This window comes from Streptomyces sp. NPDC007088 (assembly GCF_042869355.1).
In the GTDB taxonomy this organism is placed as follows: Bacteria; Actinomycetota; Actinomycetes; order Streptomycetales; family Streptomycetaceae; genus Streptomyces.
In genome coordinates, this window is the sequence record NZ_JBIAFO010000003.1 from 185,152 (window position 1) to 211,826 (window position 26,675).

The window sequence follows — 26,675 nt, forward strand, 5'->3', positions numbered from 1 at the left end:
CGGGCGGAGGGGGCAGGTGCCTGCGCGCCGGCCGGTGATCCTCGCGTCACCCGCGCGGGTAGCGGCGGGGACATTCCGGTCCTCCGCCCGGGGTTCTGGCGTACATTCCCGACTTGTGCCTTTTCACTTCGTCGAGTGCAGCTTCCGTTACAGCCGTCGCATCCCGGTGCTCAACCGGCTGAACCTGGAGTTCGGTTCCGGTAGCTGCGTGCTGCTCGGGCCGCACGGGGCGGGCAAGAGCACGCTGCTCGGTCTCGCCGCCTCCGCGCTCGTACCGTGGTCGGGCGCGGTGCGGTTCCGGGGCCTGGACGCCTCAGACGGACGCGACCGGGCCCAGTACCGGCGCAGCGTCGGCTGGCTGCCGGAGGAGACCCGTCCGATCCCGGGGCTGACGGTACGTGAACAAGTCGCCCACGCGGGCTGCCTGAGGGGGCTCACGAAGGCCGAGTCCTGGGCCGGCGCGCCGCGCGCGCTCGCCCGGTCCGGGCTCGCCGCGCTCTGTGCGCACCGCACGCACCAGCTCGACGCGGAACAACTGCGCCGGCTCGGGCTCGCCCAAGCCCTCGTCCACGGCGCCGAGGTGCTGCTGGTAGACGAGCCCGCCGCGGGCCTGAGCCCCCGCCAGCGCGACCGCTTCTCCGGACTGCTCGCCGGGCTCGGCTCCGAACTCCCGGTGATCGTCTCCACGGAACGCCCCGAGGACCTGCGGCAGACCGTCTCGCTCTACGACGAGGTCGTCGTCCTTGAGGCCGGTCTGCCCCGCTACCAGGGCCCGGCGGACGACTACTGGGCCTCGCTGACGGCCACCGCCGCGTACGACGGGGGGAGCACGGGACGCGGGGTGTACGAGGTGTGACCGCGGGCGCCGACCGGTGTCACGGCCTCACCGCTGCCTCCTCCGGTAGAGCACGCCGGTCACGGCGGTCGGCACGGCGAAGCCGAGAGCCCAGCCTGCCTGGCGCTGGTGGTCGGCGTTGCAGGAACTCGCGGTGGGGCCACCGGACTCCCCGGTCCCGAGAACGCTCCCACAGCCGGAGCCGCCCACCGGCCACATCAACAGGGCGAGAACAACGGCGAGCCCGACGAGTGCGGTCACACCCAGCAGGCGACGGGACGATGTGCGCATAAGCGAAACGCTACGGCAGGGACCCGTCCGCCGGAAGAGGGATCGGGCTTCGTTCGGAAGAGGGGCCAGGCGGCCAGGGAGGAGAGGGGCCAGGCGGCGTTCGGAGAAGGGATCGGACGGCGCTGCTCACGGGGAACGTGGCAGGTGAGGACGGGCTGGGACGGGCCGAGGGGGCCTGAGGGACCTGGAGGACCTGGGGGACCTGGGGGACCCTGGGGGGCAGTCCGGGGAAGGAGCGAGGGATGGACGAGGGCGCGGCCCGGGTACGGCGTTCCGCGGCGGGCCCGGACGTGACAGCGGCCCGGGTACGGCGTTCCGCGGCCGGCCGGATCTGGGAGCGGCCCGGGTACGGCGTTCCGCGACGGGCCGGACCTGGGAGCGGCCCGGGTGCGGCGTAACCTAGCGGCCTCCCGCCGGTCAGTGAGCGGTTTCCCCGGCTCGGGTGGGCGGTGTGCCCGGGGTGGAGGAGGCCGCCGCAGTGGTGTTCCCGCCCTGTCGTGTGCGCCCGTGTCGTGTGGCGGCGCCCCAGCCGAGCCCCGCCGTCACCACCACCGCCGTGAGCGCCCACGTCGCCCCGACGACCGGCCCCGGCACGAGGGAGACCCGGCCCCCGTCCGCGTACGCGCACACCCGCTGTGGCGGGAACAGCCGGTACCCCGTCCTCGTCGCCGGCCCGGCGAGCCCCGTACGGCTCGCCCGGCACGCCTCGCTGCCCTCCGTACCGGCGAGCAGGTACCCGATGCCGCCGACCATCACCAGCGTCAGCCCCGCACTGACCACGACGGCCCGCAGCCGGCGCCCGGCGAACACGTCGCTGAAGCCCCACAGTTCGCTCGCCAGGGCGAGCACCCCGCACAGCAGGGCGAGAGCCGTGGCCACCCAGAAGACCGGAACCAGGAAACCCGCCGAGGACAGGGTCGTGCCGTCCACGAACGTGCACCGCTGGGACGGTGGCCACACGGTGTCCCAGGTCCTGAGCAGCCCGCTGTCCTCCCGCAGCCCGGCGAGACGGCAGTCGCCTTCCTCCTCTGCCCAGATCCTCGCGAGGCCCGCGAGCACCCACGACATGACGCTCAACCCGAAGGTGATCCCGAAGACGCTCCACAGGCGGTTCGCGACCACCGTCCGCAGACGACGCCCGGCCCGCCGCTCGTCCCCCGCTTGCCCCTCTTCTCGCCCGTCTCGCCCTTTTCGCCCTTCTCGATCTTCTCCTTCTGCTTCTCTCTCGCCTTCGCCGGGCCCGTCCGCGAGACTCCCGTCCCCACGTTCACGACCGGGCTGCCCCGCGCCCCCTCGGCCCCCACTGTTCCCCATGACCGGGAGCGTACGGCGTGAAGGGTGAACCGCGTTGCGCAGGAGGGGCGGTGTACGGAGGACGGTCCGCAGGCCCGAGCCGCGACGTCTGCGTCCCGCGCCCGCCGGGCCCCTCCTCGCCGCCGAACGCGAGAACCGGAACTGTGCGCCGCGTCCGTTCCCGGTACCCGATCGCGGTGACGCGGCCCGTCGCCGGCCCCCGAACCGGTGGTCTCCCGGCGGCTCCCCGGCGGGGTTCGCGCACTTGAGGATCGTGCGTGCTCACGAGTCCCCCTCAGTACCGGCGTCGTGTCGCGTTGGCGATCGACTGTGGGGACCAGCCGTCGAACAGCGCCGACTCGGCCTCACGCACCGCGATCACCGCCTCGAACAGCGCGTCGCCCAGTGCCTCCCGCAGTACCGCCGACTTCCGGAAACGGGTCACGGCTTCGGGGAGGTTCTCGGGCAGGCGCGGGGGGCCGTCTGTCCGGGCCGCCGGATCGCCGTGCGTGGCCTGGGGGAGGGTGGCTTTCGCGTCCATCCCGGCCAGGCCCGCCGCGATCACGGCACCCGCCACGAGGTACGGGCTGGCAGCCGCGTCGAAGCACTTCACCTCGGCGTTGGCCGACTGGGGACCGCCCTGCGGGCCCGGCACCAGGCGCAGCGCGGCCTCACGGTTCTCCGGCCCCCAGCACTGGAACGCACCCGTCCAGCGCGAGGGCCCGAGCCGGAGGTAACTGGCCGGGCTCGGGGCGCCGATCGCCAGCAGAGCAGGCAACTCCTCAAGTACCCCGGCGAGGAACGACTCCGCTTCCGGGGCCAGCCCGCACACCCCGGAACCGCCGCCGCACAGGTTGCGCCCTTCGCGCCACAGACTCAGGTGCACGTGACGCCCGTTGCCCACCTGCCCCGCGAGGACGGACGGCCCGAAGTTCGCCTCCCAGCCGTGGCGTACCGTCACAGCCCGGACGATCTCCTGCACCAGGACCACGAGATCGGCGGCCCGGACCGGGTCCGCGGGCGTCACCGACACCTCGAACTGCCCCGGCGCGTACTCCGGATGGATCTGCAGCACCTCGACGCCCGCGTGGTCCAGGGCCGTGAGGATCTCACGCAGGTAGTCGCTCATCGGGGCCAGTCGCGTCATGCCGTACGCGCTGCCCTCGAACGGGGCCTGGGGCGGCGCCTCCTCGTGACCCCAGGAAGCGGACCGTGTCACGGCCCACTCCGTCTCGAAGCCCATCACCAGATCGACGCCCCGCGCACGGGCCCGCTCCACCATCCGCCGTGTGAAACCCCGGTGACAGGCAGCGTAGGGCTCCCCCGACTGCTCGAAACGGTCGCCGGGGGCCCAGGCCCAGCCGGGCAACGGTGACAGGAGCGCGAGAGCGTCCAGGTCGGGGACCATTCTCAGGTCCCCCTCCGGGCCGCCGATCCGCGCACTCGACGTGAAGGAGTCGTCGACCAGGGCGACATCGAAGACCGGGGAGAGCCCCACTCCGGCGTGAGCGGCCTCCGCCAGCCGCCGGGCCGGTACCCCCTTCACCCGCGTGATGCCCGCCGTGTCCACACAGGTCACGGCCACGCCCACCACCCCGGGCGGAAGCCGGCGCGGAACCATGTCCGCGCGGGACTCCTCCGCCGGGTGGGCTGCCGGGCTCACGGCCCGTGCCGTCGTGTCCGGTTCCCCGAACTCCGCGCCCGGCCCCCGCACCGCCGTGCCCGCGCCTTCCGTTACCTCTGCCGACATCATGACCGCCCCTTTCCTCGATCCGCCCGAAACCGTCGGCCAGTCGCCGACGACACTGGGCTACCCCTTGGTCACGGATAGTACACGCACTTGGTTACTTTCCGTGATTATTTCTGGGCGAGGAGGGCCGGCCCGGTGCCGGACGACTGTGGTGCGGGTCGGCTCGGCGGCGGGTGCCGACGGCCTGGACACGCGGCCGTGCAGCGGGCCCCGCTGCCCTCGGCCCCCCCGAGCCGACGGTGTGACGACGCGTCCCTGATCCGGGGCCGGGTGGTCGTGCGGCCCTCCGTGGCCGGCGCGCGATCCGGAGGAGGGCGGGGCGTGCCTCTCAGTCCTCGACCACGGCTTTCGGCGGCACGTCGGCCGGAAGGAGCGGGTCGTGGGCGACGATTCCGCCACGCGGTGCGGCCGGCGGGAGAGAAGGGGCCGGAGTGGCTGACGGGCCGGTCGCGCCGGGCCGGGGACCCGACGCGGCCGGCTCCCGCGCCGGCGCGGCGGCCGAGGCGGGAGGCGGCGCGGGCGTCGAGACGGGTTCCGGTGCCGCTGCCGCATTCGGGGAAGTCGCCGACGTCCGCGACGCCGTCGCGTTCGGGGACGGCGCCGTGGTCGGGCCGTCCGGGCCGGCCGCCACGACTGTGCCCGGTGCCGGGGCCTCGGCGTTCAGTTCGCTCAGCATCTGCTTGCTGAAGCCGAAGGCGTACGTCGCGGCGAAGCCCACCAGATAGCCGACGAACAGTCCCATGCCGTAGACCGCTGCGGTGGCCCCCAGCCCCTTGTCGCCCGCGAGCAGCGGGAACAGGGCCCAGCCGGAGGGGCCGATGGCGGTCGAGCCGACCTTCGTCCCGAGCATCGAGAACAGGCCGACCCACGCGCCACCGGCCGCGCCGCCCACGCAGGCCGTGACGAACGGCCTGCCCAGCGGCAGCGACACACCGTAGATGAGGGGCTCCCCGACCCCCAGCAGTCCGGCGGGCAGCGCCGACCTGATGGTCTTGCGGATCGAGCTGTTCCGCTTCAGCCGGACGTAGACCGCGACGGCACAGCCGACCTGGCCCGCGCCCGCCATCGCCAGGATCGGCAGCAGCACCGTGTAGCCCTGGCTCTCGATGAGCGTCGTGTGGATGGGGATGAGCGCCTGATGCAGCCCCAGCATCACGAGCGGGAGGAACAGGCCACCGAGGACGAGACCCGCGAGGGCGCCCGTGTGGTCGAGCAGCCAGTTCGCCCCCGTACCGATCCCGGACGCGACCTCACCGGCCACGTACATGAGGCCGAAGAGGGTCACGAGTCCGGAGACGAGCACGGTGAGGGTCGGTGTCACGAGCACGTCCACCGTCTCGGGGACGACGCGGCGGCACCCCTTCTCCACGTACGTCGCCAGTACCGCCGCGCCCAGCGCGCCCAGTACCCCGCCCTGGCCGGGGGCCAGTTTCGCGCCGAACACCTCGACGTTCGCGACGCCCGGGTAGACGATGATCGCGGCGACCGCCCCGCCCAGGACCGGCGTCCCCCCGAACTCCTTCGCCGTGTTGTAGCCGACGAACACCGCGATGAGCGCCATGAAGCCCGAGGCGATCGCGCTGAGCGCGGGTGTCACCCCGCCCAGCCAGCCCAGGTTGACCAGCAGACCACCCAGCCCCGCGATGATCCCGCAGCCGATCAGCGCCGGGATCAGCGGCACGAAGATGTCGGCGATCCGCCGCAGGAACAGCTTGACCGGCGTGCGGTTGCGCTCCTTCCGTCGCGCCCTCATCGCCTCGCCCTGTGCGGCCAGTTCTCCGGCGGTGGGAGCGGAACCAGGCGTTCCGCCCACGCTCGCCGCAGCACCGGGTGCTCCGGCCTCCGTTCCCGGCGCCGCCGGTCCGGCTGCTCCCGGCCCCGCCCCCGGCGCCACCGGTCCGGCTGCTCCCGCGGCCGCGGCCGCGGAAGCCGACGGACCGATCGCTCCGGCCTCAGCGGCGGCGTCCGCGGCCGCTCCGAGACGCGCGTCCGCCGCCCCGCTGACCGCCTCGTCCACCACGTCACCCGGGAGACCCGGGTTGGCCGGCGCCGCACGGTGGTCCTCCTCCCCGCGTCCCTCGGTGACCAGCCTCTCGAACTCGGGCGTGATCCGGGCGACCTTCCCCGGCCCCAGGACGATCTGGTAGGTCTCGTCCTCGACGACGCCCAGGACGGCGGGGTGCGCCCTGAGCGTCTCCTCGCGGACCAGGGAGCGGTCCGCGAGGCCCAGCCGGAGCCGGGTCATGCAGTGGGTCACGGAGGTCACGTTGGCCGCGCCGCCCACCAGGGGGAGGAGTTCGGCCGCCGTCTCGCGGTTCTTGTTCTCAGCCATGGTGCGTGCTGCCTTGCTGTGCGGGGGTGGGGGGACCCGCGGCGGTCGAGCCTCAGCCGGTGCGCGGGGCGGTCAGGGCCGCACGGAGGTGGCCCTTGGACTCGGTGAGCAGCCGGTCCGCCGTGGGACCGTCCACCCCGCCGAGAATCACGAGAATGGCGTTCTTGACCTCACCGCCGGTCGCGGTGAGCGCCGCCTCGATCTCCGCGTCGTCCGCGCCGGTGGCGAGGGCGACGATGCGGCGGGACCGGGCCCGCAGCTTCTCGTTCGAGGCGCGGACGTCGACCATGAGGTTCCCGTAGGTCTTGCCCAGCCGGATCATGGTGATCGTCGAGATCATGTTGAGCACGAGCTTCTGGGCCGTCCCGGACTTCAGACGGGTCGAGCCGGTGAGCAGCTCGGGCCCCACGACGACCTCGATGCCGTGGTCGGCGGCGGCGGCCAGGGCGCTGTCCGCGTTGCAGGACAGGCCCACGGTCAGCGCGCCGCGCACCTTCCGCGCGTGTTCGACGGCCCCGACCGCGTAGGGCGTGCGGCCCGAGGCGGAGATGCCCACGACGGTGTCCTCGGCGGTGAGGTCCAGCGCGTCCAGGTCGGCGGCGGCCAGCTCCTTGCTGTCCTCCGCGCCCTCCACGGCCGTGATCATCGCGGTCGGGCCCCCGGCGATGAGCCCCACGACGAGGTCGGGGGAGGTGTTGAAGGTCGGCGGGCACTCGCTCGCGTCGAGGACCCCGAGCCGTCCCGCGGTGCCCGCCCCCGCGTAGATCAGCCGGCCGCCGCGCGCCATACGGGCGGCGATGCCGTCGATCGCGGCGGCGATCCCCGGGACGCAGGCGGCGACGGCCGCGGGGACCGTCGCGTCCTCCCCGTTCATGGTCCGGACGATCTCCTCGGTCGACAACCGGTCGATCTCGGCCAGCTCGGGCCGGAACGCCTCGGTCGTGAGGCGGTCGAGCTGCACGCGCAGCTCGTCGTACCGACGGCCGTCCACGGACGCGCCGGTGGCCCGGCCGTCGTGCCCGGTAAGCGGCGGGAGGGAGGAGAGAGGGGTGCGGCTCTGGTCCTGCGGGGCCTGGTCGGTCGGCCCGGTGGTCGTCATCTGCGGCTGCTCCGCTGTGCTCAGGGTCGGGGTGGTGGTCTTGCGGTACGCGGCGGGGGCCCCGTCGCGGGACGGGGCGCCGTTCAGGTGTGGGTGCCCGGGGCGGGGCGTGCGCGGTGGCGGTGCGCCAGCGCCTCGTAGGAGGCGGACAGCGCGGGCGCCGCCGTCTCGTAGGTGCGTTGCGCGACGCCGACGAACAGGCAGTCCACCACCAGATGCTGGCTCGCGCGGCTCGACATGGCGGCCGGGCGCAGTTCGCTCTCGCGCGCCGTGGACGTCGTCAGGACGTGGTCCGCGTACTGCGCGACGCTCCCGTCGGGCCGGCCGGTCACGGCGATCGTCGTCGCCCCCTGCTCGAAGGCGATCCGGAGCGGTTCGACGACGTCGCTCGTCGAACCCGAGTGCGTGATGGCGACCGCGACGTCCCGGCCGCGCAACTGCACCGCGTTGGTGATCGCCAGATGCGGATCGGCGTGCGCGTGCGCGAGCATCCCGATGCGCAGCAGCTTCTGTTCGAGGTCCTGGGCGACGAGCCCGGAGGCCCCCGCGCCGTAGATGTCGACCCGGCGGGCCTGAACCAGCGCGGACACCGCGGCGCTCAGCGCGGTCGTGTCGAGGTTCGCGGCCGTGTCCGCGAGGGTCTGCTGCTCGTCGTGGGCGAGCTTCGCCACGACCTCCGCCATGGGGTCGTCCAGCGCGATGTCGGCCGTGACGGAGGGCGCCGCGCCGGACTCCTGGTGCGCGGCGAGACCGGCGAGGGCGAGCCGCAGATCGCGGTAGCCGGGGTAGCCGAGGAGGCGGGCGGTGCGCACGACCGTGGCCTCACTCGTGCCGGTGCGCTCCGCGAGACCGGTGACGGTGAGCGCCGAGCAGCCCGCGGGGTCGGCCGCGACCGCCTCCGCGACCCGCTGCATCGAGCGCGTCATGGAGGGGGCGAGGGTCCGCACCTTCGCGGCCAGCGCCGCCGGCGCGGGTGGCACCGGGGTCTGCGCCGCCGCGGCGGCACGCGTGGCGGGCGCGGGGACGGCCGCCGCGGCGCGCGAGCGGGGACGCGGGGGGTTGGCGGAGGCCATCATCGATGTCACGGCCGGTATCGCGGCCGGCGCGGCGGCCGATGCCGGTACGGACGCGGGTATCGGGTCCTGGCCGGGCGGGGTGCCGCGGGCCGGAGCGGGGTGGCCTGTCGACCGTCCGCTGAAACTATTTTTCATATCCTTATTCACATCTGAAATTTACTTTTAGCCCGACAGGGGGGTCAAGGCGTGCTGGGCCGTCCCAGTGGTACTTCCGGCGGTCGCCCGGCGCTCCGCCGGGCGGGGGCCGGTCGGCGCTCGCTTCCGGCTCGTGCGCGCGCTGCCGCACAATGGACGGATGGACCACCCCGGCGCCCTCGAACAGACCCTGCACCTCGCGCGCGCCCGCGTGCTGGCCGACCTCGCCGCGAGCGAGGTGGCGGACGCCCGGATCGTGTCGCTCGTCGAGGAGTCGGTCACGCAGCGCCGCTGGTGGGTGGAGCAGTGGCCGCAGGGTGCCGAGTTCGTGCCGGGCCTCGTCGCCCAGGACGTCCAGGACGGCCTCCTGGAGCGGTACGGGCGGTGGCCGGTGTGCCCCGTGTGCGCCGAGGAGGAGCCGCACGCCCTCACCGTCGAACCCGAGCTGGGGCCTGATCCGCACTGGGTGTGCGCGGAGGCCGGGATCGTCGTGGCCCCGGTCGGCGGCCTGGAGGCGGTCCCGGGGATGCCGGGCCCGCGGTGAGCGCGGTGGCGCGATGACCCTCTACATCGACCCCCCGGACTGGCCGGGCCACGGCCGCCTGTGGTCGCACGTCGTGAGCGACGTGTCCTACGAGGAACTGCACGCCTTCGCGGCCGCGCTCGGTGTGCCGCGCCGCGCCTTCGACCGCGACCACTACGACCTGCCGTCCGCCCGGTACGAGGACGCGGTGGCCGCCGGTGCGACCCCGGTCGGCAGCAAGGAACTCCTCGGCCGGCTCGTCGCGGCCGGTCTCAGACGCCGTAAGCCGCCCCGGGACCGGTGAGGCGGCGGGCGGCCGGCCGCGCGCCGCAGCGCGGTAGTCCCGCTGTACGTGTTTCCGGCCACGCAGGCGGGTCCGCCGAGGGCATACCGGCCATCGCGGACGAGTAACCGCCGTTGTTCTTACGACAATCGGAAGGGGCCCCTAGGCTGGGGCGATGGAGGTTCTGGCCCCGAAGCCGATGGAGACCTTGGCAGCCGTTCTCTGCTTCCTCGTTCTCCTCCTCGTCCTGACCCGTCGCTTGCTGCCCCGGATCAACCGGGTCCTTGAGCAGCGGGTGGACGCCATCGAGGGCCGGCGGGAGCGCGCCGAGACCTTGCTCCAGGAGGCGCGTGAGACGCGGGAAGCCCTCGAACGACAGCTCGCCGAGGCCCGTCACGAGGCGGCCCGCTCGCGTCAGCGGGCCCAGGAGGAGGGCGCGGAACTCATGGCCCGGCTGCGCGCCGAGGGGCTGCGTGAACGGCAGGCGCTGCTCGCCCGCGCCGACCGTGAACTCAGTGCCGAGCGCGTACGCGCCGAGGCGGAACTGCGCGGGGACGTCGTGACGCTCGCGGTCACCCTCGCCGGGCGGCTCGTCGGGGAGAGCGTCGAGGACGTGGCCAGGAACGAGGCCGTGATCGAACGCTTCCTCGCCGAACTCGGCCCCCGGCCGGTGGGCCCCGCGCGGCCGGACTGACCGGCTGGGCCCGTCCGGCCGGGACGTGGCCGCACAGCCGCGCCGGTGGACGCGCCGCGTGCGGGCGAACCGTTCCCGCCCGGTCCGGTCGGTCGGCCGACGGGCCCCGCGGCAGCCGGCCCCCAGCCGAGCCGGCGGCGTCTCCGGCGACGGGCCCCGCGGCAGCCGGCCCCCAGCCGAGCCGGCGGCCCGCGGCCTCTCAGGCGCCCCGGACGGTCAGTAGTTCCAGTTCCGTCGCGAGGTTCTGACGCGCCCTCGCCTCCCACTCACGCCGCCCGAGGGGCGTACGGAACAGCCGGGGCAGCCCGAGAAGCTGACGCAGCACGTCGGCGCGGCCGGTGCGGAAGGACTCGTCCGGCACGAATCCGTACTCCTCGCGGACGGCGGCCGCGTACCTCCCGTACTCCTCCGGCGTACCGGCGAGTACCGCGAGGTCGGCGTCGCACAGCACCTCGCCGTTCGTGTCGCCGTTCTCCGGGTCGTGGCTCACCGTCAGCCGCACGAGCCGCGCGACCTCCGCCACGTACGCCTCGTCCACCCGCGCCTCGGTCAGGGCGCGGACCGCGAGGGCCGCGCTGCGCTCCTCGTTCTCGGAGCGGTCCGGCCGGTACACCGCGTCGTGGAACCAGGCCGCGAGCCGTACGGCGTCGGCGTCCCGCGCGTGACCGGCGAGCGCGTCGACGTGGCACAGGACGGCCCGCAGATGCGCGGTCGTGTGGTACGCGCGCTGCGGCTCGGCCCAGCGCGCCAGCAGGTTCTCCGCGTACGGTGCCGGGTCCGGCTCCGGCTCGCCGCCGCGCACCCGCAGCAGCGTCTCCCGCCACTGGGCGCTCAGCCCGTCCGCCGCCACCGTCGTTCCGGGTTCCTCTCGGTCCATGAGGGCATTGTCGCTCGGTACCCGCGTCTCCCCGCCCCCGTGCCGACGCCGCCGCGTCGTCCAGCCGCCCGTCCCGGCGGCCGTCCTACCGACGTCTGCCGGATGTCGGGGCCGGCCGAGAAGTGGACGCGGCTGCCCGGCCGGGCCCGCGCCACGTAAAGTGCTGTTGAGATTGGACTAGACCTGTACGGATATGTGCGGGTAGGTCCGTAAACGACACCGTGGGGAACGGGAAGAGGCGACTGATGAGCAAGCGGGCAGTGCTGGAGGTGATCGCGCTCGACGCGGCGGACGCGAAGGCCGCGCAGGCGGGCGGCGCCGACCGGCTGGAGCTGGTCACGGACATGGCCGCGGACGGGCTGACGCCCACGGTCGAGACCTTCCGCGACATCCGCTCCGCCGTGACCGTTCCGCTGCGCGTCATGCTGCGCCTGTCCGACGGCTTCGCGGTGGGGGGCGCCCGGACGCTGGACGTGCTCGTCGAGCGGGCCGCGGCGCTGCGGGCGGCCGGTGCCGAGGAGTTCGTCCTCGGCTTCCTCGACCCGGACGGCGGCCCCGACCTGGCCGCCGTGACCCGGCTCGCCCAGGCCCTGGAAGGCTGCCGCTGGACCTTCCACCGGGCGATCGACCGCACCCCCGACCGGGCCGCCCTGCGGCACGCGCTCGACGGACTGCCCGGCCTCGACACGTATCTGACGGCCGGTTCGGCGGACGGGGTCGACGAGGGGCTTCCCGTGCTGTGCGCCGAGGCGGCCCGCCAGGGCACCCCCGGCTACACCCAGCAGTTGCTGGTCGGCGGTGGGCTGCGCCTCGAACACCTTCCCGCGCTGCGTGAGGCGGGCGTCACGGCCTTCCACATCGGTGGCGCGGCCCGGCCCGAGGGGTGGACGGCGCCCGTGGACGCGGATGCCGTCGCCCGCTGGCGCGAAGCACTCGACTGACGACCCGGGAATGCCGTAAGAGCGCGGGGAGTTCGGGTGGGATGACGGGCGCCGGGCCGGGACGGCACCCGGGACGTACGAGGAGCGTGCACCGTGCCACCTCTGGCCGAGCAGCCGCCGGAGCCCGCCCCGTCGGAGACGGCGGCGCCCGTCCTCTCCGAGGCGCCCGCTCTCTCCGAGGCGCCCACTCTCTCCGAGGCGCCCACCTCCTCCTTTCTCTTCCTCCTGGCCGGGGCACGGGAGGACGGCAACACGGAGGCCCTGGCTCGCGCGGCGGCACAGTACCTGCCGCCGTGGGCCGAGCAGCGCTGGATACACCTGGGCGACCTCGCCCTGCCCGACTTCCGCGACCTGCGCCACAGCCCGGCGGGGCCCGCCGCCGCACCGGGCTCCGAGGCGGAGGCGGAGCTTCTGCGCGCGACGCTCTCCGCCACGGACGTCGTCGTGGCCTCCCCGCTGTACTGGTACTCCCTGTCCGCCCAGGCGAAGCGCTACCTCGACTACTGGTCGGCCTGGCTGCGCCTGCCCGGCCTCGGGTTCCGCTCCCGTATGGCGGGCCGCGCCCTGTGGGGCGTCAGCGCGATGGCGGACGAGGACGCGAGGCGCGCGGCCCCGCTCGTCGACACGCTGCGCCTGTCCGCCGAGTACATGGAGATGCGGTTCGGCGGCGTCCTGCTCGGCAACGGCAGCCGCCCCGGTGACATCCACACGGACGACGAGGCGCTGGCGCGCGCGAAGGCGTTCTTCGCGGACGGAGCGGTGTAGGCGGCGGCCACGCCACGGGGCGCCGCGCGGGCTCAGGCCGCCGTCCGCGCGTTCCCTGACTGCTCAGGTACGCCCAGTACCTCCGGCAGCGGGCCCTCGTGCACGACGGCCAGGCCGGACACCGCGCGGGTCAGCGCCACGTACAGACGGCGCAGGCCGGTCGGCTCGTCGGGTTCACCCGCCACGACCGCCGCCGGTTCGTCCAGTACCACGTAGTCGTACTCCAGGCCCTTGGCGAGGGACGCGGGCACCAGCGTCAGCCGGGACTCCCGCGTGGTCTCCTGACCCGGCGACAGGTACGGGAGGCCGGCCGCCTCCAGCGCCGCCGCCAGGGCGGGAATCCGCACGTCGGCCGCGATCAGGCCGGTCGACCCCTCGTGCGCGAGCGCGGACCGGCACGCCGCCACGACCTCCTCGTCGAGCGTCGCCCCCGCCGCCACCTCGCGCACGGACAGCGAACCGGGCGACTCACGCACGGACCGCACCTCGGCCAGGCCCGGCGCGATCGACGGCAGGAGCCGGGAGGCGTACGCGATGACCTCGCGCGGCACACGGAAACCGGCCGTCAGCTCCTCGACGTGCGCCTCCTCCTTGCCGAGATGGCGCAGCGCCTCGGCCCAGGTCCGTGTGGCCCACGGCGTCGTCCCCTGCGCGAGGTCGCCGAGCACGGTCGCCGAACCCGTCGTGCAGCGGCGGCCCACCGCGCGGTATTGCATCGGGGACAGGTCCTGCGCCTCGTCGAGCACGACGTGGCCGAGGGAGTGGGTACGTTCGACCAGATCACGGGCCTCGTCGATGAGGACGGCGTCGGCCGCCGACCACTTGGCCGACTTCACGCCGCGCGCCGGCTTCGCCCACAGGATCGCCGACTGCTCCTCCTCCGACAGCAGCCCCTCGGCGTGCTCCGCGAGGAAGGGGGCGTCGGACAGCAGCCGCAGCACGAGTTTCGCCGGATCGACCAGCGGCCACACGGCCTTCACCGTCGCCTTGACCGCCGCGTTGCGCGCCACCGCGTCCTGCACCCGGTCGTCGGGCGCCTCCCCGGCCTGCTCCATACGGACGAGGACCGCGTGCGCGATGCGGTGCGGCAGGGCCTCGCGGGCCGCGCCGTACCGCATGTCGCGCTCCAGGAGCTGCGTGACGATCTCCTCGACCTCGTACGCCGGGACCCGCCAGCGGCGCGAACCGCGCACGACCACGGTCGCCTCGGCAGGCGGGGTCACGTGGGAGCGCAGCGCCCGGCGCAGGACCTGCGCCATGCGCGCGTCGCCCTTGACGGTCGCGGCGCGCGCCTCGTCCTCGCCACGCACCTCCACCCCGGGGACGAGCACCAGATCGGCCACGGTCGCCTGCTGCACCTCCAGCTCGCCGAGCGCGGGCAGCACCTGCTCGATGTAGTGCAGGAAGGAGCGGTTCGGCCCGATCACGAGAGTGCCGGTACGGGCCAGCCGCTCCCGGTGCTCGTACAGCAGGTAGGCGACACGGTGCAGACCCACCGCCGTCTTCCCGGTGCCGGGACCGCCCTGCACGCACACCGTGCCGGACAGCCCGCTGCGGACGATGCCGTCCTGCTCGGGCTGGATGGTCGCGACGATGTCCCGCATGGGGCCCACGCGGGGGCGCTCGATCTCCTGCTGGAGCAGCCGGCTCGCGTGCTCGCCGTCCGCCGCCGGGGCGGCCTCGGCGGCGGGACCGGACAGCGCCTCGTCCTCGTACGCCGTCAGCTCCCCGGCCGTGTAGCCGAAGCGGCGGCGCAGCGCCACGTCCATGGGGTTCTTCCTGGACGCCTGGTAGTACGCCGTCGACACCGGGGCGCGCCAGTCGATGACGAGGGGATCGCCCTCCGCGTCGTGCACGTGGCGGCGCCCGATGTAGAAACGCTCCCCGGCCGCTCCCTCCGCGAGGCCGAGCCCCGGGGGCCGCGTGAAGTCCAGCCGGCCGAAGAACAACGGAGTGTGCGAGAGATCGGCGAGCGCTTTCACGCGTTCCTCGATCTGTGCCTGGAGGACGACCGCGTTGACCCAGTTCGCGGTCACGTCGGAGATGTCCAGGTTCTCGGCCTCCTCGCGCATCGTGCGCAGCGCCGCGCGGGACACGGCGAGGTGGGCGCGCTCCCGGCTGAGCGGGTCGTCCCTTCCCTCTTCGTTCCCGGGGTCCCTGGCCCCGGCGTTGTCGGCGTTGTCCCGGGCGGAGGAAGGTGCGGACGCGGACACGGTGCGGCTCCAGACGGTACGGGTACGGCACGGCGCAGCAGCCGGCCCGCACCCGGGACCACCGGGGACGGGCACGGCACGACAGGGCACGACGGGCGGGACCGCGTCGCGCGGACGAGAGCTGGCTGAGGCGTACGGACAGTGCGATCGGGCGCGACGGACGGACCACGCGGACAGGTACACGCGGGGTGTACGGGCACGCGGGACGGACGTCGGTCAGCCGCCGGTTTCCGTCCGGCAGGCGGCACTCCGCGAAAGGGAGGCGGGCAGACGGAGGAGTCTAGGGCAGAGCGCCGAGACGGCCAAGCTGATTTTTTCCTGACCCCGGCAGACCGCCTTCCCGGGTACGGCGAGCCCGCCAGACCGGGGCGCTGGTGAGGGGATTCTGCCCGCTGCCGGCTACGTATGGCGGTGGGCGCTGGCTCTGGTGCGCACCGGCACCGGCACGGTCGACGGTACCGGCGCCCGTGCGTGGCCGAGCGGTCAGGCCCGGGGCGTCGCTACCGTCGTAGGGGGCACGGGTCGTACCGGAGTAGGGGGTGACCGGCCGTAATCGACCCACGGGTGGAGACGGGAGGGTCCGAGGATTCCACCCGTGGTCCGATGCGGGAACCGGGCGCGGATCGGCATTCTTGGCGCATGAGCACCGTGACCTTCCTGACACCGTCCGTGACCGCATCCTCCGCCGGCGCCGCCTCGCGCCGCCTGTCCTCCGCCCGCGCGCTCCACGCCCTGCGCGCGGTTCGTGCCGTGGCCGAGACCGCCTTCGAGGTCGTCGTGCTCGGGGAGTACGAGGGGAGGGAGGGCTACGGCGGGCGCGCGGGGATACGGCGCCGCCTCCGCCACGTCGACGAAGGGCGGGAGAGGCCGGGTGAGCACCGGACATGACCTTCCCGACCCCACGCGGCGGCGCCGGGACACGCGAGGCCGCGGCACCGAGCCTCGTCGTTCGCCGGCCTGCTCACGCGCCGGCCTGCTCATGTCTCCCGGCGCCCCCGCGCCCCTCACACGTCCCCCGTCCCCTCGCGCCCGCCCTCGCGCGGTGGCGCTCAGCTGTCCGCGAGCAGATCCTCCGAGTCCACGATGCGGTACGAGTAGCCCTGTTCGGCGAGGAAGCGCTGCCGGTGGGCGGCGAAGTCCTGGTCGATCGTGTCGCGGGCGACGACCGAGTAGAAGCGGGCTTCGTGTCCGTCGGCCTTCGGGCGCAGGACCCGCCCGAGCCGCTGGGCCTCCTCCTGCCGCGAGCCGAAGGTACCGGAGACCTGGATGGCGACGGTCGCCTCCGGCAGGTCGATGGAGAAGTTGGCGACCTTCGACACCACGAGCACCGACAACTCGCCCTCGCGGAAGGCGTTGAACAGCTTCTCGCGCTGCGCGTTCGAGGTCTCGCCCTTGATGACGGGGGCGTCCAGATCGGCGCCCAGCTCGTCGAGCTGATCGATGTACTGACCGATGACGAGCGTCTGCTCGCCCTGGTGCCGGCGCACGAGCGCCTTGGTGACGCGCTGCTTCGTCGCGGTCGTCGCGCAGAAGCGGTACTTCTCCTCCGACTCCGCCGTTGCGTAGGCGAGCCGCTCCGAGTCCGTCAGGTTGACCCGGACCTCGACGCAGTCGGCGGGCGCGATGTAGCCCTGCGCCTCGATCTCCTTCCACGGCGCGTCGAAGCGCTTCGGCCCGATCAGCGAGAACACGTCCGACTCGCGGCCGTCCTCCCGCACGAGCGTCGCGGTCAGGCCCAGCCGGCGCCTGGCCTGGAGATCGGCGGTGAACTTGAACACGGGCGCGGGCAGCAGGTGCACCTCGTCGTAGACGATGAGGCCCCAGTCCCGCGAGTCGAACAGTTCGAGGTGCGGGTAGACGCCCTTCCGCTTCGTCGTCAGCACCTGATAGGTGGCGATGGTGACCGGCCGGATCTCCTTCTTCGTCCCGCTGTACTCACCGATCTCGTCCTCGGTGAGCGAGGTGCGCTTGACCAGCTCGTGCTTCCACTGACGCGCCGAGACCGTGTTGGTCACCAGGATCAGCGTCGTCGCCTTGGCCTCGGCCATGGCACCCGCGCCGACCAGGGTCTTGCCCGCTCCACAGGGCAGCACGACGACCCCGGAGCCGCCGTGCCAGAAGTTCTCCACGGCCTGCTTCTGGTAGGGCCGCAGGGCCCAGCCGTCCTCGGCGAGGTCGATGGTGTGCGCCTCCCCGTCGACGTAGCCCGCGAGGTCCTCGGCCGGCCAGCCCAGCTTGAGCAGGGTCTGCTTGATCTGCCCGCGCTCGGAGGGGTGCACGACCACCGTGTCCGCGTCGACGCGTTCCCCGACCAGGGGCGCGATCCGCTTCGAGCGCAGCACCTCCTCCAGCACCGGCCGGTCGGTGCTGGTCAGCACGAGCCCGTGCGTGGGGTGCTTGGTGAGGGTGAGCCGCCCGTAGCGGGCCATCGTCTCCGCGATGTCGACGAGCAGCGCGTGCGGCACCGGGTAGCGGGAGTGCGCGACGAGCGCGTCGACGACCTGCTCGGCGTCGTGCCCCGCGGCCCGTGCGTTCCACAGGCCGAGCGGGGTCAGGCGGTAGGTGTGGATGTGCTCGGGGGCCCGCTCCAGCTCCGCGAACGGGGCGATGGCACGGCGGCAGGCGTCTGCCTGCTCGTGGTCGACTTCGAGCAGCAGCGTCTTGTCGCTCTGCACGATGAGAGGTCCGTTCACGCTCTCCCTTTCCTGCTACGGGGCCCTGTGCGGGCCGCTGCCGACGGGGCCGGTACGGCGGGGCCAAACAACCAGTGTCGCGCACCGGCGGCGTGTCCGGGCCCGGCGCGGGTATCCGGGTTGTATGACGACGCGTGCGGCGCAGCAGCCGGAGCACGACAGGACGGCCTTACGGGCGAGGACTTGGCGGTCCGGACGCGGGCCGCACCGGGTCCGGGAGGACACCGGGACCGAGCGGCCGAAGTCGCTCACCGGGAGTGGCGGGGGCAGGCCGCCCGAGACGCGCCGCCCCTGGGGCCGTGCCCTTCTGCGAGCGTTCGCGATGGTGTGCGCGTTCGTGCTGCTCGTCGCGTTCTCGGCGGTTCTCGCGAAACTGACGCTCACCCCCTCGCCCGCCTCGGACGGCATCGCCGGTTCCAATCTGCGGCCCGGACACTCGCTGCGGCAGTACGCGGAGGAGTACACCTTCCTCGCGGCCTGCAAGCAGGCCGGGGGGAATCTGCTGCTCGGAGCGCCCTTCGGCGTCCTGGTCCCGCTGCTCGTACCGGGGCGGCTGCGGGTCGTCCGGGTGTTCTTCGTGGCCCTGCTCGTCATGGTGCTGGTCGAGATGGCGCAGGGCGCGGTGATCGAGGGCCGGGCCTTCGACGTCGACGACGTGATCCTCAACACGACGGGCGCGCTGCTCGGCTACTGGCTGCTCGGCCGTCGGCTCGCCCGCTCCCTCCAGCGGCGCACCGCGCCCGTCGTGGTGAACCGGCCGGAGCCGGTTCCGGAGCCGGCCGCCGTATCCGCCGACACCTCCGAGCCCCCTCATGGTGTCTCGCGTACCGAACGGCTCCGCTCCACTTGGCGCTCCTCGCGGCTCTCGCGGCGGTCGCGGCCGGCCGGCCCCCCGCCGGAGGGCGGCAAGCTCAGCGCGGACTGATCGGCAGCCGAGGGGCGGCGGTCCCGCGGACCGCCCGGCTCGGCCGCCGGCTATCGCCGGGGCCCCTCCGAAGGCGGTTCGATCTCGGCGACGCCCGTGACGCGGTGCAGCGGGTAGGTGCGGACCTCGTCCGCGGTGTGGTCGAAGCCGGTGACGAACCCTCCCTCGACCCGTACGGGAGCGATCACCCGCTGGCTCGCGGTGCCCTCGGCGTTGATGTAGCCGATCCAGACGGGTTCCCCGGTGAGGACGGCGTTCTGCATCGTCACGAGCGTCTCGGCCGGGCTGGTGCGCGGCAGCGTCGCCGGGGGCGTGGTCCTGGGCAGCGGCTTGTGCGGGGTGGTCGCCGCCGAGTCCCCGGCCCGGATCGCGCGCACGGCCGCGGACAGGAGCGTCGCGTCGGGCAGCGGCGGCCCTTCCGGCACCGGCTCGGGCGCCCGCCGCTGCGGGGTGCGCCGCTGCGGGGTGTGCCGGATGAGGACGTCGCCGCCGGGCCCCTCCGCGGCGGGCGCGAAACCGAGGGAGCGCAGGCCGTCGAGGAGCGCGGCCGGGTCGATCTGCGCGGCGACGACGGTGGGCGCGAGCCTCCGCAGCCGCAGTGGCTGGGCCCGCTTGTCGGCCATGATCTCGTCGAGTACGGCCTCGTCGTCGCAGCGTACGTACGAGGCGGCGGCCCCCACCCGCAGGTGCCCGTGGCGGCGGGCCACGTCGTCCACGAGGTAGGTGAGCGGCTGCGGCACCGGCGTACGGGAGTGCGAGGCGAGGAAGGTGTGCACGTCGGAGGCCGAGTAGCCGGCGTCCAGAGCGCGGCGCACGGAACCGGGCGTGAAGCGGTAGACCGTCGCGCCGCCCTTCGACTCGATGTCGGCGAGCACGGACAGCCGTTCGGCGAGCGGCCGTTCCAGCGGACCGGGGGCCACCGCCGTGAGGTCGGCCTGGAGCAGCACGTGGTCCAGCGGTTCCGGCAGATAGGGGGCGAGAGCGGAGACCACCTGCTTCGCGTCGCCCCCGAGCAGGGCCCGGCCCTGGCCGGACAGCGCTCCGCGCCCGGTGACGCCGATCAGTTCGGCCTCGGACAGCGTCCAGCGGGCGATGCGCGAGCGCAGGTCGCCTTCGGCGGCGGCCCCGCGCAGGGGCCGCTCCCAGCGCAGCCTGGCCAGGACGGAATCCGGCTCGGGCACGGCACCCGGCGGGAGTTCGGCGAGCAGTTCGAGCACCCGGCGGCGTACCTCGGGAGCGGCGGACCGGTCGAGGTGCGGGCCGAGCGCGGAGAGCGTGCGGTCCTTGGTGTCACTCCCGCCGACCAGTCCGGCGGTCCGGGTCGCGAGGAGCCAGGCGGCGGCGAGCGGCGCCCAGCGTTCGGCGGGCGGGAGTTCCAGCCAGTCGTCGTAGTACGGGGTCGGGGCGTAGTGCTCGTCGGCCTCGCCGTCCGAGGCCAGCAGTCCGCCCGCGAGGGCGAGTTCGAGCCAGAACGCGGCGATGTCCTCGGGGACCTCCATGAAGGCCGCGGTCCGCTTCAGGTCGCGCTGGCTGAGGCCCCCGGCGCGCAGGACGGAGGGGCCGGTGCCCCTGGTCTTCGACCAGTTGGTCTCGTTGGGGGCGCCCCATTCCTTGAGGAGGTCCTCCAGGGTGCTCAGCGTCGTGTACGCCTGCCCGGCCGCCGCAGCGTCCACCACGGTGGGCTCGCGCTCCACGGTGACGGTCAGCCGCGGCGGGTGGGGCTCCACGAGCCGGTGGGCCCGGCCTCCGCGCAGATACAGCGCGGCCTCCCGGGGCAGCACGACCGTGCCCGGCGAGGTGGGCAGCAGCAGCCCGCGATCCAGCAGCCAGCGCAGGTGCGGGGCGGGAGCGGCGGTGACCTGACCGTAGGGCGGGCCCCACACGAGACGGCCGAGGATCTCGACGGCGTCCGTCGGAGCCTCGTCGAGGAGGGCGGCCATGCGCTGCCGGTCCTGGAACAGCCTGGTCAGCGCGCGCACGGCGCTCACCGAGTCGTGGGTCGAGGACAGTCCGGTCTCGACGAGCACGGACTGCAGACGGCCCGGCGACATGCCGGCGGTGGCCTCGGCGATGGTCGGCCCGAGGCCGGTCGGCGAGGGGTGCGCGGGGGAGGGGGCGAGCAGTTCGCGCGCGGTGCGTACGAGGCGCAGCTGGTCCTCCCCGCCCCAGACGAGGGCGCGTTCACGCAGCTCGGCGACGGCCCCCGGCAGGGCGGCGGCCACTTCGGGATCGCCGTCGTCGCCGGTCAGGAGGCGTTCGAGAGCCGGGTAGGGCGCCGGCTCGGGGGCTACGGCCAGGGCCTCGGCGGTCTGGAGGGTGAACCGGTCGAGCCGTTCCAGGGCCCGCACCACGGACGCACGGGTCCCGGCGCGGGTCGCGAGCTGGGTGAGGTCGACGGGAACCGGGTTGAGCAGATCGGGCCGCGTGCGCAGCAGCGCGGCCAGCGATGCGTCGTCCCGCGCGCGCAGCGCTTCGGCGAGCGAACGCGGGGCCGGCCGCCGGGCCGACTCGTCCTCGGATGGTGCAGGGCTGCTCATCCCGCCCACGGTAGCGGGTACGGAGGGGGCGGGGGTGGTCCCGGCCGCCCACGGGGGTGTTGGCGCACGGCACGGGACGCGCCGGGGCGCACCACCCCGGTGATCACGCCGCCCGGTGAGCCCCCGTGCGGCCCGAGCTCCTCCCACCGGGAGCGGCGACCCCTCGTGGGGTGGCCGAGCGGGGCGGTACCGTCGGTCCGTGCGGTCGCGGAGCGGCTGTAAGCGTCACGGTTGACTCCCTGAGGCAGGGGAACTGACGGGTCGTCGACGCGCGGCGGCGGCCGGGCGGCCGGGGCGGGCAGCCGGTCATCGTGACCGGCGGACGGCGACCGACGAACGGCCGCCGTCGGGCCGGTAAGGACCGGTGAGCCGGCAAGGACCGGTCGGCCGGTGGGCCGAGGACTTCACGGAGAGACGGAGAGGCGGAGGGGCGGCGTGGGGATCGAGAGCGACCAGCTCGTCTTCGACTATCTGAGCCGGGTCGGTGACCTGGCGCAGCAGCGTCAACTACCGTCCGCGACGAGGATGCGACTCGTGTCGGACCTGCGAGGCAGGATCGACCACAGTCGGTCCCGCCCGGCGACGCCCGATTCGCCGACCGCCGTGCGCCGCATCCTGGCGCGCCTGGGCAGCCCCGAGGAGATCGTGGACGCGGTCGCCCCGGGGCCGCACATTCCCGAACAGCCCAGTGGGGAGGCCGCCCCCGCGTCGGGCGGTGCGGGGGCGGCCGGGCGAGGGGGATCGCACCGGAAGGGGACGTTCCGTAGGGCGGCGCCCGGCCCCGACCTCTCCAAGCAGCCGGGCGTCCCGGCCCAGCGTCCACCGGGTGCCGGCGGCCTGGACGACCTGGGTTCGGGGGAGGAACCGCCGGGCGCCGGGCGACCCGTGGACGAGGCGGGCGCGGGCGCGGACTGGTGGCGGGTGGACAGCGGGCCGTTCGGTACGGGGGATCGCGTCGCCGGTTTCGTCGGCGGCATCGAGATCCCCGAACTGCTGCGTCGTCCGGGCGCGTTCGAGGACGAGGACGGCTTTGGCAGGCGCCCTGCCCCGGCCGAGGGGGCAGCGGGGACGGACGCGCCGGCCGGTGACGGGGCGGTGGTGGAGGGAGCGGCCGTCGTGGTGGGCGGTGACCCGCGTGCCCGTCGCCGACTGCGCGTGCCGCGACCGCCCTCTTTCTCGAATCCGTTCCTGCTCCTGGCGGCGGCCTCGCTGGTCGTCGGCGCGGTCCTGGGCAACTGGATACTGCTGGCGGTCGGCTGGCTGTTCGCCTGGGGCTCACGTCGTCTGACGCCCGCCGAGTCCAAGCTGGCCGTGGCGGGCATTCCGGCCCTCGCGGTCGTCACCACGGGCGTCTGGCTGTGGGGCCGCCGCACGGAACGCTGGGGCGCCCCGCTGGCCGAGGACCAGATGAGCGCGGCCATCTCCGAGGCATGGCCCTGGGTGATCCGGGGCGCCGCGATCGCCTCGGCGGTCTTCGTGGTGTGGCGCTCGCAGAAGGTGAAGTGACGGTCCCGGCGCGGAGGGAGGTCGCGAAGCGGGTACGCGGGAGGACTGGTCGGCGCGCCGAGGACTGGTCGGCGCGCCGAGGACCGGTGGACGCCGGACGGCCAGGGGCGCGCGGGGTGGCCAGGAGAACGCGGGCCGCCGGGCCCACCTGGGGCCCGCCGCCCGCTAACAGGACCCCGCCGCCCGCCAACAGGCCCCCCGCCGCCCGCCAAGAGGAGCCCGCCGCCCGCTAACAGGACCCCACCGCCCGCCAAGAGGACCCCGCCGCCCGGCGGCGAGCACAAGGGGGGCAACACGGGCCCACGTGAACCCGGCCTTCGACGGGCGGGCCCACGAAAAACCGGCCTTCGACGGGTGCCCACGTGAACCCGGCCTTCGGCGGGCGGGCCCACGAGGGCGTTATCGGTCTGCTTCCCGTGGTCGCGACGGGCGGGTACCTGTTGTCTTGTCGGCACCGGCGGGTACCTGTTGTCGCGACGGGTACCCGCGATCTGCCGCGCCGACGGGCCGAGGCACGTCCGCTGACCCGGGCATGCTCAGCCCTTCCCCTGACCCGGGTGTGCTCAGCCCGTCCCGTTACCCGGGTGTGCTCAGCCCTTCCCGTTACCCGGGCATGCTCAGCCCTTCCCCTGACCCGGGTGTGCTCAGCTCTTCCCCTTCCGTACCCCGGCCTCCAGCTCGTCGAGGATCTTGTCGGCGGCGGTGTAGCCGATGCCCTGGAGCCACAGTTCGTCGTCCACGGGGGTGACGCGGTGGTTCTTGTGGGCGGGGAGTCGCTTCCACAGGCCGCTGTCGAGGACTTGGGTGGCTTTGGACTTGCGGGCGTCGCCGTAGGTCGCGTGGAAGATGACGTCCGCGTCGGCGAGGTCGATGCGTTCGGGGCTCACGTCGTACGAGAAGCCGTCCTTCGCCTTCGCGACGATCGGGGGGCGGCCCAGGCCCACGTCCTTGAGGATCGTGCCGATGTACGTGCGGTCGCCGTAGAGGCGGATGTCGGCACCCTCCACGAAGCGGACGACGTTCACGGAGGTCGCGGCCGCCTGCTCCGCGCCGCCGATCGCGGCGCGGACCTTCGCGACCTTGTCCGTGTAGGCGGCCTCGACGCGTTTCGCCTCGGCCGTGCGGCCCAGCGCCTGGGCGTGCAGTCGGAAGTTCTGCTTCCAGGGGTAGCCCGTGCTCTCCGTCATGACGGTCGGCGCGATGGCCTTGAGTTGTTCGTAGCGGGCGCCGTCGCGGACCTCGCTGGTGAGGATGAGGTCCGGTTTCAGGGCGGCGACGGCCTCCAGGTCGGGGCCGGCGATCTCGCCGACGTTCCTTATGCCGGCGACCGCGGACTTCGGGAGGTAGTCGAGGAAGTCGGAGGCGGCACCGGCCTTCACCGAGCCGACGGGTGTGACGCCCAGAGTGATCGCGGAGTCGAGTTCCGCCGTGTCGAGGACGACGACCCGCCGGGGGTGCGCGGGGAGGTGGACGGGGCCCATCGCCGTATCGACCACGTGGTCCTTCGCGGGCCCGGCGGAAGCGTTCCCGGCCGCGCCGCCGCCCTTCTCCGAACCGTCCCCGCCGTTCTCGCCGGAGGAGCCGCACGCGGTGGCCAGCGCGGCGAGCGTCAGCAGCGCCGCCAGGGCCGTGGCGGCGCGTCCCGTCGTCGTCCGTAACGTGCCGCCCGCGCGCGCCCGTACGCGGGTCCCCACCGGCGCGGACGCCGGCACCCGTCCTGGCACCCGTCCCGGCGCCCGTCCCTGCACGCGTCCCGACACCCGTCCCGGTTCCCTTCCCGGTTCGCGGTCTCGCGTCTTCGTCTGTCGCGCTGTTGCCATGTCTCTCCTCGTGTCCCTCGTACGGAAAGTGGCCCGGCGCCGGTTATGTCGTGGCCGGCTCCCGGCTGTGGTCGCCGGCGCTCCCGGCGCGGGGGGCGCCGGCCCCGCCGGTGCCGCTCGTCGTACCGCTCTGCCACGGCGCGCCGGGAACGACGAGCGGGGAGCCCGTCACCGGGTCGGGGACGACCACGCAGTCCAGGCCGAAGACCTCGCCGACGAGTTCGGCGGTCACCACCTGGGCGGGGCTGCCCTGGGCGACGACCTCGCCGGACTTCATGGCGATCAGGTGGTCGGCGTAGCGGGCGGCCTGGTTCAGGTCGTGCAGGACGATCACCACGGTGCGTCCCCGGTCGTGGTTGAGCTGGCGTACCAGATCGAGGACCTCCACCTGATGGGAGATGTCGAGGTAGGTGGTGGGCTCGTCCAGCAGGAGGAGTTCGGTCTCCTGGGCGAGGGCCATCGCGATCCACACGCGCTGGCGCTGACCGCCGGACAGTTCGTCCACCGCGCGGTCGGCGAGCGCCGACACGTCGGTGCGCTCCATCGCGTCGGCGACGGCGCGCTCGTCCTCGTCCGACCACTGCTGCCACCAGCGCTGGTGCGGCTGCCGGCCGCGCGCCACGAGGTCCCCGACGGTGATCGCGTCGGGGGCGACGGGGGTCTGGGGCAGCAACCCGATCTGCTGGGCGATACGGCGGGTCGGCAGTTTCGCGAGGGATTCGCCGTCCAGCAGCACCGCCCCGCCGCGCGGTTTCAGCAGCCGCCCGAGCGCGCGCAGCGTCGTCGACTTGCCGCAGGCGTTGGGGCCGACGACGACCGTCACGGCGCCGTCGGGCACGTCGAGGTCCAGGCCGGTGACGACGGTGCGTTCCTCGTACGCGAGCGTCAGGTCTCGCGTCGTGAGCCGGGCGGTCATGCGGTACCTCCAGAACCGGCGGAGCGGCGCGGGCCGCTGCGCCTCACGATCAGCCAGATCAGATACGGCGCCCCGACCGCCGCCGTCAGCACGCCCACCGGCAGTTCGGTGGGCGAGAACAGGCGGCGGGCCAGCAGGTCGCCCAGCACCACGATCAGGGCGCCGGCGAGCGCCGAGGACAGCAGGGGGATCTGCGCGCTCCGGGTCAGCCGGCGGGTGATCTGCGGAGCGAGCAGCGCCACGAAGTCGACCGGCCCGGCCGCCCCGGTCGCCACCGACGCGAGGATCACGCCGACCGCGACGAGGCCGAAGCGGACCCGGCCCAGCCGGACGCCGAGGGCCGTCGCGGTGTCGTCGTCCATGGAGACGGTGCGCTGCGCGCGCGCCGCCCACAGCACGAGGGGCAGCATCACGAGCAGCACCCAGGCGAGGGTGCGGGCCTCGGGCCAGCCCCGCCCGTTGAGGGAGCCGGTCATCCACACCTGGGCCTGCTGGGCGACCAGATAGTCGCCCTTGGTCATGAACAGCGTCGTCAGGGAGCGCAGCGCGATCGCGAAGCCGATGCCGACGAGCACGAAGCGCGTCGCGTGCAGGCCGCCGCGCCACGCGAAGAAGTACACGAGGGCCGCCGCGCCGATCCCGCCCGCGACCGACAGGTAGGGGAGGACGGTGTACGAGGTGACGCCGAGCGTCATCGCACCGACCGTGAGGGCGCCGGCGCCCTGGCTGATGCCGATGATGTCCGGGCTCGCGAGCGGATTGCGCGCGACGGTCTGGATGAGCGCCCCGGCCACCCCGAAGGCCAGGCCCACGAGGAGGCCCACGACCATGCGGGGCAGCCGCAGCGTGCCGACGACCAGTTCGTCGGGGGAGGGCCGGCCGAGCAGCACCTTGACGACCTCGGCGGGCGGCACGAAGCCCTCGCCGACGCTCAGGTACGCGACGCAGGACAGCGCGAGCAGGACGAGCAGACAGCCCGCGACGACGGCGGATCGCCGGTGCAGGAGGAAGGAGATCCCGCCTCCGGAAGCGCGCCCGCGAACTCGTCCTGAGAAGCCTCCTGAAACGCCTCCTGAGGAGCCTCCTGAAGCGTGTCCTGAAACGCCTCCTGAAACGTCTCGGGAAGCCTCTCCGGACCCGCTGCTCGTCCTCCCGAGGCCCCCTCGCCCTC

The 26,675-nt window shown here is 74.1% G+C and carries 21 protein-coding genes and 1 pseudogene; 9 read left to right on the forward strand and 13 right to left on the reverse strand.

Annotated elements, in window-relative coordinates:
* Positions 1-115: 115 nt before the first annotated feature.
* Positions 116-856, forward strand: a complete 741-nt coding sequence (locus ACFYMP_RS06540) for an ATP-binding cassette domain-containing protein (protein WP_388851492.1) — start codon at positions 116-118, stop codon at positions 854-856.
* Between the two features lie 27 nt (positions 857-883).
* Here the strand turns inward: ACFYMP_RS06540 and ACFYMP_RS06545 are convergent, their stop codons facing one another.
* The 6 genes and pseudogenes from ACFYMP_RS06545 to ACFYMP_RS06570 all read right to left on the reverse strand — a co-directional run bounded on the left by ACFYMP_RS06545 (position 884) and on the right by ACFYMP_RS06570 (position 8,676).
* Positions 884-1,126: a hypothetical protein gene (locus tag ACFYMP_RS06545; RefSeq protein WP_388851495.1), complete on the reverse strand. Its 243-nt coding sequence runs from the start codon at positions 1,124-1,126 to the stop codon at positions 884-886.
* A gap of 417 nt (positions 1,127-1,543) precedes the next feature.
* On the reverse strand, positions 1,544-2,248 hold the full coding sequence (locus tag ACFYMP_RS06550; protein ID WP_388851498.1) for a hypothetical protein: 705 nt from the start codon (positions 2,246-2,248) through the stop codon (positions 1,544-1,546).
* A 466-nt stretch (positions 2,249-2,714) separates the two neighbouring features.
* The gene (locus tag ACFYMP_RS06555; protein WP_388852261.1) at positions 2,715-4,013 is read right to left on the reverse strand and encodes a glutamine synthetase; all 1,299 of its coding nucleotides are present in this window, start codon (positions 4,011-4,013) and stop codon (positions 2,715-2,717) included.
* A gap of 808 nt (positions 4,014-4,821) precedes the next feature.
* Positions 4,822-6,501: pseudogene (locus tag ACFYMP_RS06560) on the reverse strand (PTS transporter subunit EIIC); the annotation flags it as partial.
* Positions 6,502-6,553: 52 nt separating this feature from the next.
* Positions 6,554-7,600: an N-acetylmuramic acid 6-phosphate etherase gene (murQ, locus tag ACFYMP_RS06565; RefSeq protein ID WP_388851501.1), complete on the reverse strand. Its 1,047-nt coding sequence runs from the start codon at positions 7,598-7,600 to the stop codon at positions 6,554-6,556.
* A gap of 83 nt (positions 7,601-7,683) precedes the next feature.
* Entirely contained in the window at positions 7,684-8,676 is a 993-nt protein-coding gene (locus ACFYMP_RS06570; protein WP_388852264.1) for a MurR/RpiR family transcriptional regulator, read from the reverse strand.
* A 295-nt stretch (positions 8,677-8,971) separates the two neighbouring features.
* On the opposite strand from ACFYMP_RS06570, the gene ACFYMP_RS06575 reads away from it, so the two are divergent.
* The 3 genes from ACFYMP_RS06575 (at position 8,972) to atpF (ending at position 10,311) form a co-directional block, all read left to right on the forward strand.
* Positions 8,972-9,355: a hypothetical protein gene (locus ACFYMP_RS06575; RefSeq protein ID WP_388851504.1), complete on the forward strand. Its 384-nt coding sequence runs from the start codon at positions 8,972-8,974 to the stop codon at positions 9,353-9,355.
* 13 nt (positions 9,356-9,368) lie between these two features.
* Positions 9,369-9,638, forward strand: coding sequence for a DUF4031 domain-containing protein (locus ACFYMP_RS06580; RefSeq protein ID WP_388851507.1), 270 nt, complete (start codon positions 9,369-9,371; stop codon positions 9,636-9,638).
* 154 nt (positions 9,639-9,792) lie between these two features.
* Positions 9,793-10,311: a F0F1 ATP synthase subunit B gene (gene atpF / locus ACFYMP_RS06585; RefSeq protein WP_388851511.1), complete on the forward strand. Its 519-nt coding sequence runs from the start codon at positions 9,793-9,795 to the stop codon at positions 10,309-10,311.
* 199 nt (positions 10,312-10,510) lie between these two features.
* On the opposite strand, the gene ACFYMP_RS06590 is transcribed toward atpF, so the two are convergent.
* Positions 10,511-11,188, reverse strand: a complete 678-nt coding sequence (locus tag ACFYMP_RS06590; protein WP_388851514.1) for a hypothetical protein — start codon at positions 11,186-11,188, stop codon at positions 10,511-10,513.
* Positions 11,189-11,433: 245 nt separating this feature from the next.
* Here ACFYMP_RS06590 and ACFYMP_RS06595 point away from each other — a divergent pair, with 245 nt between their 5' ends.
* Together ACFYMP_RS06595 and ACFYMP_RS06600 are read left to right on the forward strand one after the other, a co-directional pair.
* The gene (locus ACFYMP_RS06595) at positions 11,434-12,129 is read left to right on the forward strand and encodes a copper homeostasis protein CutC (protein ID WP_388851517.1); all 696 of its coding nucleotides are present in this window, start codon (positions 11,434-11,436) and stop codon (positions 12,127-12,129) included.
* A gap of 225 nt (positions 12,130-12,354) precedes the next feature.
* The gene (locus ACFYMP_RS06600; RefSeq protein WP_388852267.1) at positions 12,355-12,894 is read left to right on the forward strand and encodes a flavodoxin family protein; all 540 of its coding nucleotides are present in this window, start codon (positions 12,355-12,357) and stop codon (positions 12,892-12,894) included.
* Positions 12,895-12,926: 32 nt separating this feature from the next.
* Here the strand turns inward: ACFYMP_RS06600 and ACFYMP_RS06605 are convergent, their stop codons facing one another.
* On the reverse strand, positions 12,927-14,966 hold the full coding sequence (locus ACFYMP_RS06605) for a HelD family protein (protein ID WP_388852270.1): 2,040 nt from the start codon (positions 14,964-14,966) through the stop codon (positions 12,927-12,929).
* A 780-nt stretch (positions 14,967-15,746) separates the two neighbouring features.
* On the opposite strand from ACFYMP_RS06605, the gene ACFYMP_RS06610 reads away from it, so the two are divergent.
* Positions 15,747-15,995, forward strand: coding sequence for a hypothetical protein (locus tag ACFYMP_RS06610; RefSeq protein WP_388851520.1), 249 nt, complete (start codon positions 15,747-15,749; stop codon positions 15,993-15,995).
* A 161-nt stretch (positions 15,996-16,156) separates the two neighbouring features.
* Here the strand turns inward: ACFYMP_RS06610 and ACFYMP_RS06615 are convergent, their stop codons facing one another.
* Positions 16,157-17,800: a DNA repair helicase XPB gene (locus ACFYMP_RS06615; RefSeq protein WP_388851523.1), complete on the reverse strand. Its 1,644-nt coding sequence runs from the start codon at positions 17,798-17,800 to the stop codon at positions 16,157-16,159.
* A gap of 124 nt (positions 17,801-17,924) precedes the next feature.
* Between ACFYMP_RS06615 and ACFYMP_RS06620 the strand changes: the two genes are divergently transcribed.
* Positions 17,925-18,725, forward strand: coding sequence for a VanZ family protein (locus ACFYMP_RS06620; protein WP_388851526.1), 801 nt, complete (start codon positions 17,925-17,927; stop codon positions 18,723-18,725).
* Positions 18,726-18,775: 50 nt separating this feature from the next.
* Here the strand turns inward: ACFYMP_RS06620 and ACFYMP_RS06625 are convergent, their stop codons facing one another.
* Positions 18,776-21,262: a helicase-associated domain-containing protein gene (locus ACFYMP_RS06625; protein WP_388851529.1), complete on the reverse strand. Its 2,487-nt coding sequence runs from the start codon at positions 21,260-21,262 to the stop codon at positions 18,776-18,778.
* Between the two features lie 435 nt (positions 21,263-21,697).
* Between ACFYMP_RS06625 and ACFYMP_RS06630 the strand changes: the two genes are divergently transcribed.
* On the forward strand, positions 21,698-22,768 hold the full coding sequence (locus tag ACFYMP_RS06630) for an HAAS signaling domain-containing protein (protein WP_388851532.1): 1,071 nt from the start codon (positions 21,698-21,700) through the stop codon (positions 22,766-22,768).
* A gap of 644 nt (positions 22,769-23,412) precedes the next feature.
* Here the strand turns inward: ACFYMP_RS06630 and ACFYMP_RS06635 are convergent.
* The 3 genes from ACFYMP_RS06635 to ACFYMP_RS06645 form a co-directional block, all read right to left on the reverse strand.
* Positions 23,413-24,462, reverse strand: a complete 1,050-nt coding sequence (locus ACFYMP_RS06635; RefSeq protein ID WP_388852273.1) for an ABC transporter substrate-binding protein — start codon at positions 24,460-24,462, stop codon at positions 23,413-23,415.
* A gap of 169 nt (positions 24,463-24,631) precedes the next feature.
* Positions 24,632-25,504: an ABC transporter ATP-binding protein gene (locus ACFYMP_RS06640; protein ID WP_388851535.1), complete on the reverse strand. Its 873-nt coding sequence runs from the start codon at positions 25,502-25,504 to the stop codon at positions 24,632-24,634.
* A complete protein-coding gene (locus tag ACFYMP_RS06645; protein ID WP_388852276.1) occupies positions 25,501-26,520 on the reverse strand; it encodes a FecCD family ABC transporter permease in 1,020 nt (339 codons plus the stop codon). The genes ACFYMP_RS06640 and ACFYMP_RS06645 overlap by 4 nt, the downstream gene beginning before the upstream one ends.
* Between the last annotated feature and the right edge of the window lie 155 nt (positions 26,521-26,675).

What these genes read in the sequence shown, in the direction of transcription:
- ACFYMP_RS06545 (WP_388851495.1), bottom strand. Translation starts at nt 1,126, where the DNA reads ATGCGCACATCGTCCCGTCGCCTGCTGGGTGTGACCGCACTCGTCGGG.
- murQ (WP_388851501.1), bottom strand. Translation starts at nt 7,600, where the DNA reads ATGACGACCACCGGGCCGACCGACCAGGCCCCGCAGGACCAGAGCCGC.
- ACFYMP_RS06570 (WP_388852264.1), bottom strand. Translation starts at nt 8,676, where the DNA reads ATGATGGCCTCCGCCAACCCCCCGCGTCCCCGCTCGCGCGCCGCGGCG.
- ACFYMP_RS06575 (WP_388851504.1), top strand. Translation starts at nt 8,972, where the DNA reads ATGGACCACCCCGGCGCCCTCGAACAGACCCTGCACCTCGCGCGCGCC.
- ACFYMP_RS06580 (WP_388851507.1), top strand. Translation starts at nt 9,369, where the DNA reads ATGACCCTCTACATCGACCCCCCGGACTGGCCGGGCCACGGCCGCCTG.
- atpF (WP_388851511.1), top strand. Translation starts at nt 9,793, where the DNA reads ATGGAGGTTCTGGCCCCGAAGCCGATGGAGACCTTGGCAGCCGTTCTC.
- ACFYMP_RS06590 (WP_388851514.1), bottom strand. Translation starts at nt 11,188, where the DNA reads ATGGACCGAGAGGAACCCGGAACGACGGTGGCGGCGGACGGGCTGAGC.
- ACFYMP_RS06595 (WP_388851517.1), top strand. Translation starts at nt 11,434, where the DNA reads ATGAGCAAGCGGGCAGTGCTGGAGGTGATCGCGCTCGACGCGGCGGAC.
- ACFYMP_RS06605 (WP_388852270.1), bottom strand. Translation starts at nt 14,966, where the DNA reads ATGCGCGAGGAGGCCGAGAACCTGGACATCTCCGACGTGACCGCGAAC.
- ACFYMP_RS06610 (WP_388851520.1), top strand. Translation starts at nt 15,747, where the DNA reads ATGAGCACCGTGACCTTCCTGACACCGTCCGTGACCGCATCCTCCGCC.
- ACFYMP_RS06620 (WP_388851526.1), top strand. Translation starts at nt 17,925, where the DNA reads ATGACGACGCGTGCGGCGCAGCAGCCGGAGCACGACAGGACGGCCTTA.
- ACFYMP_RS06625 (WP_388851529.1), bottom strand. Translation starts at nt 21,262, where the DNA reads ATGAGCAGCCCTGCACCATCCGAGGACGAGTCGGCCCGGCGGCCGGCC.
- ACFYMP_RS06640 (WP_388851535.1), bottom strand. Translation starts at nt 25,504, where the DNA reads ATGACCGCCCGGCTCACGACGCGAGACCTGACGCTCGCGTACGAGGAA.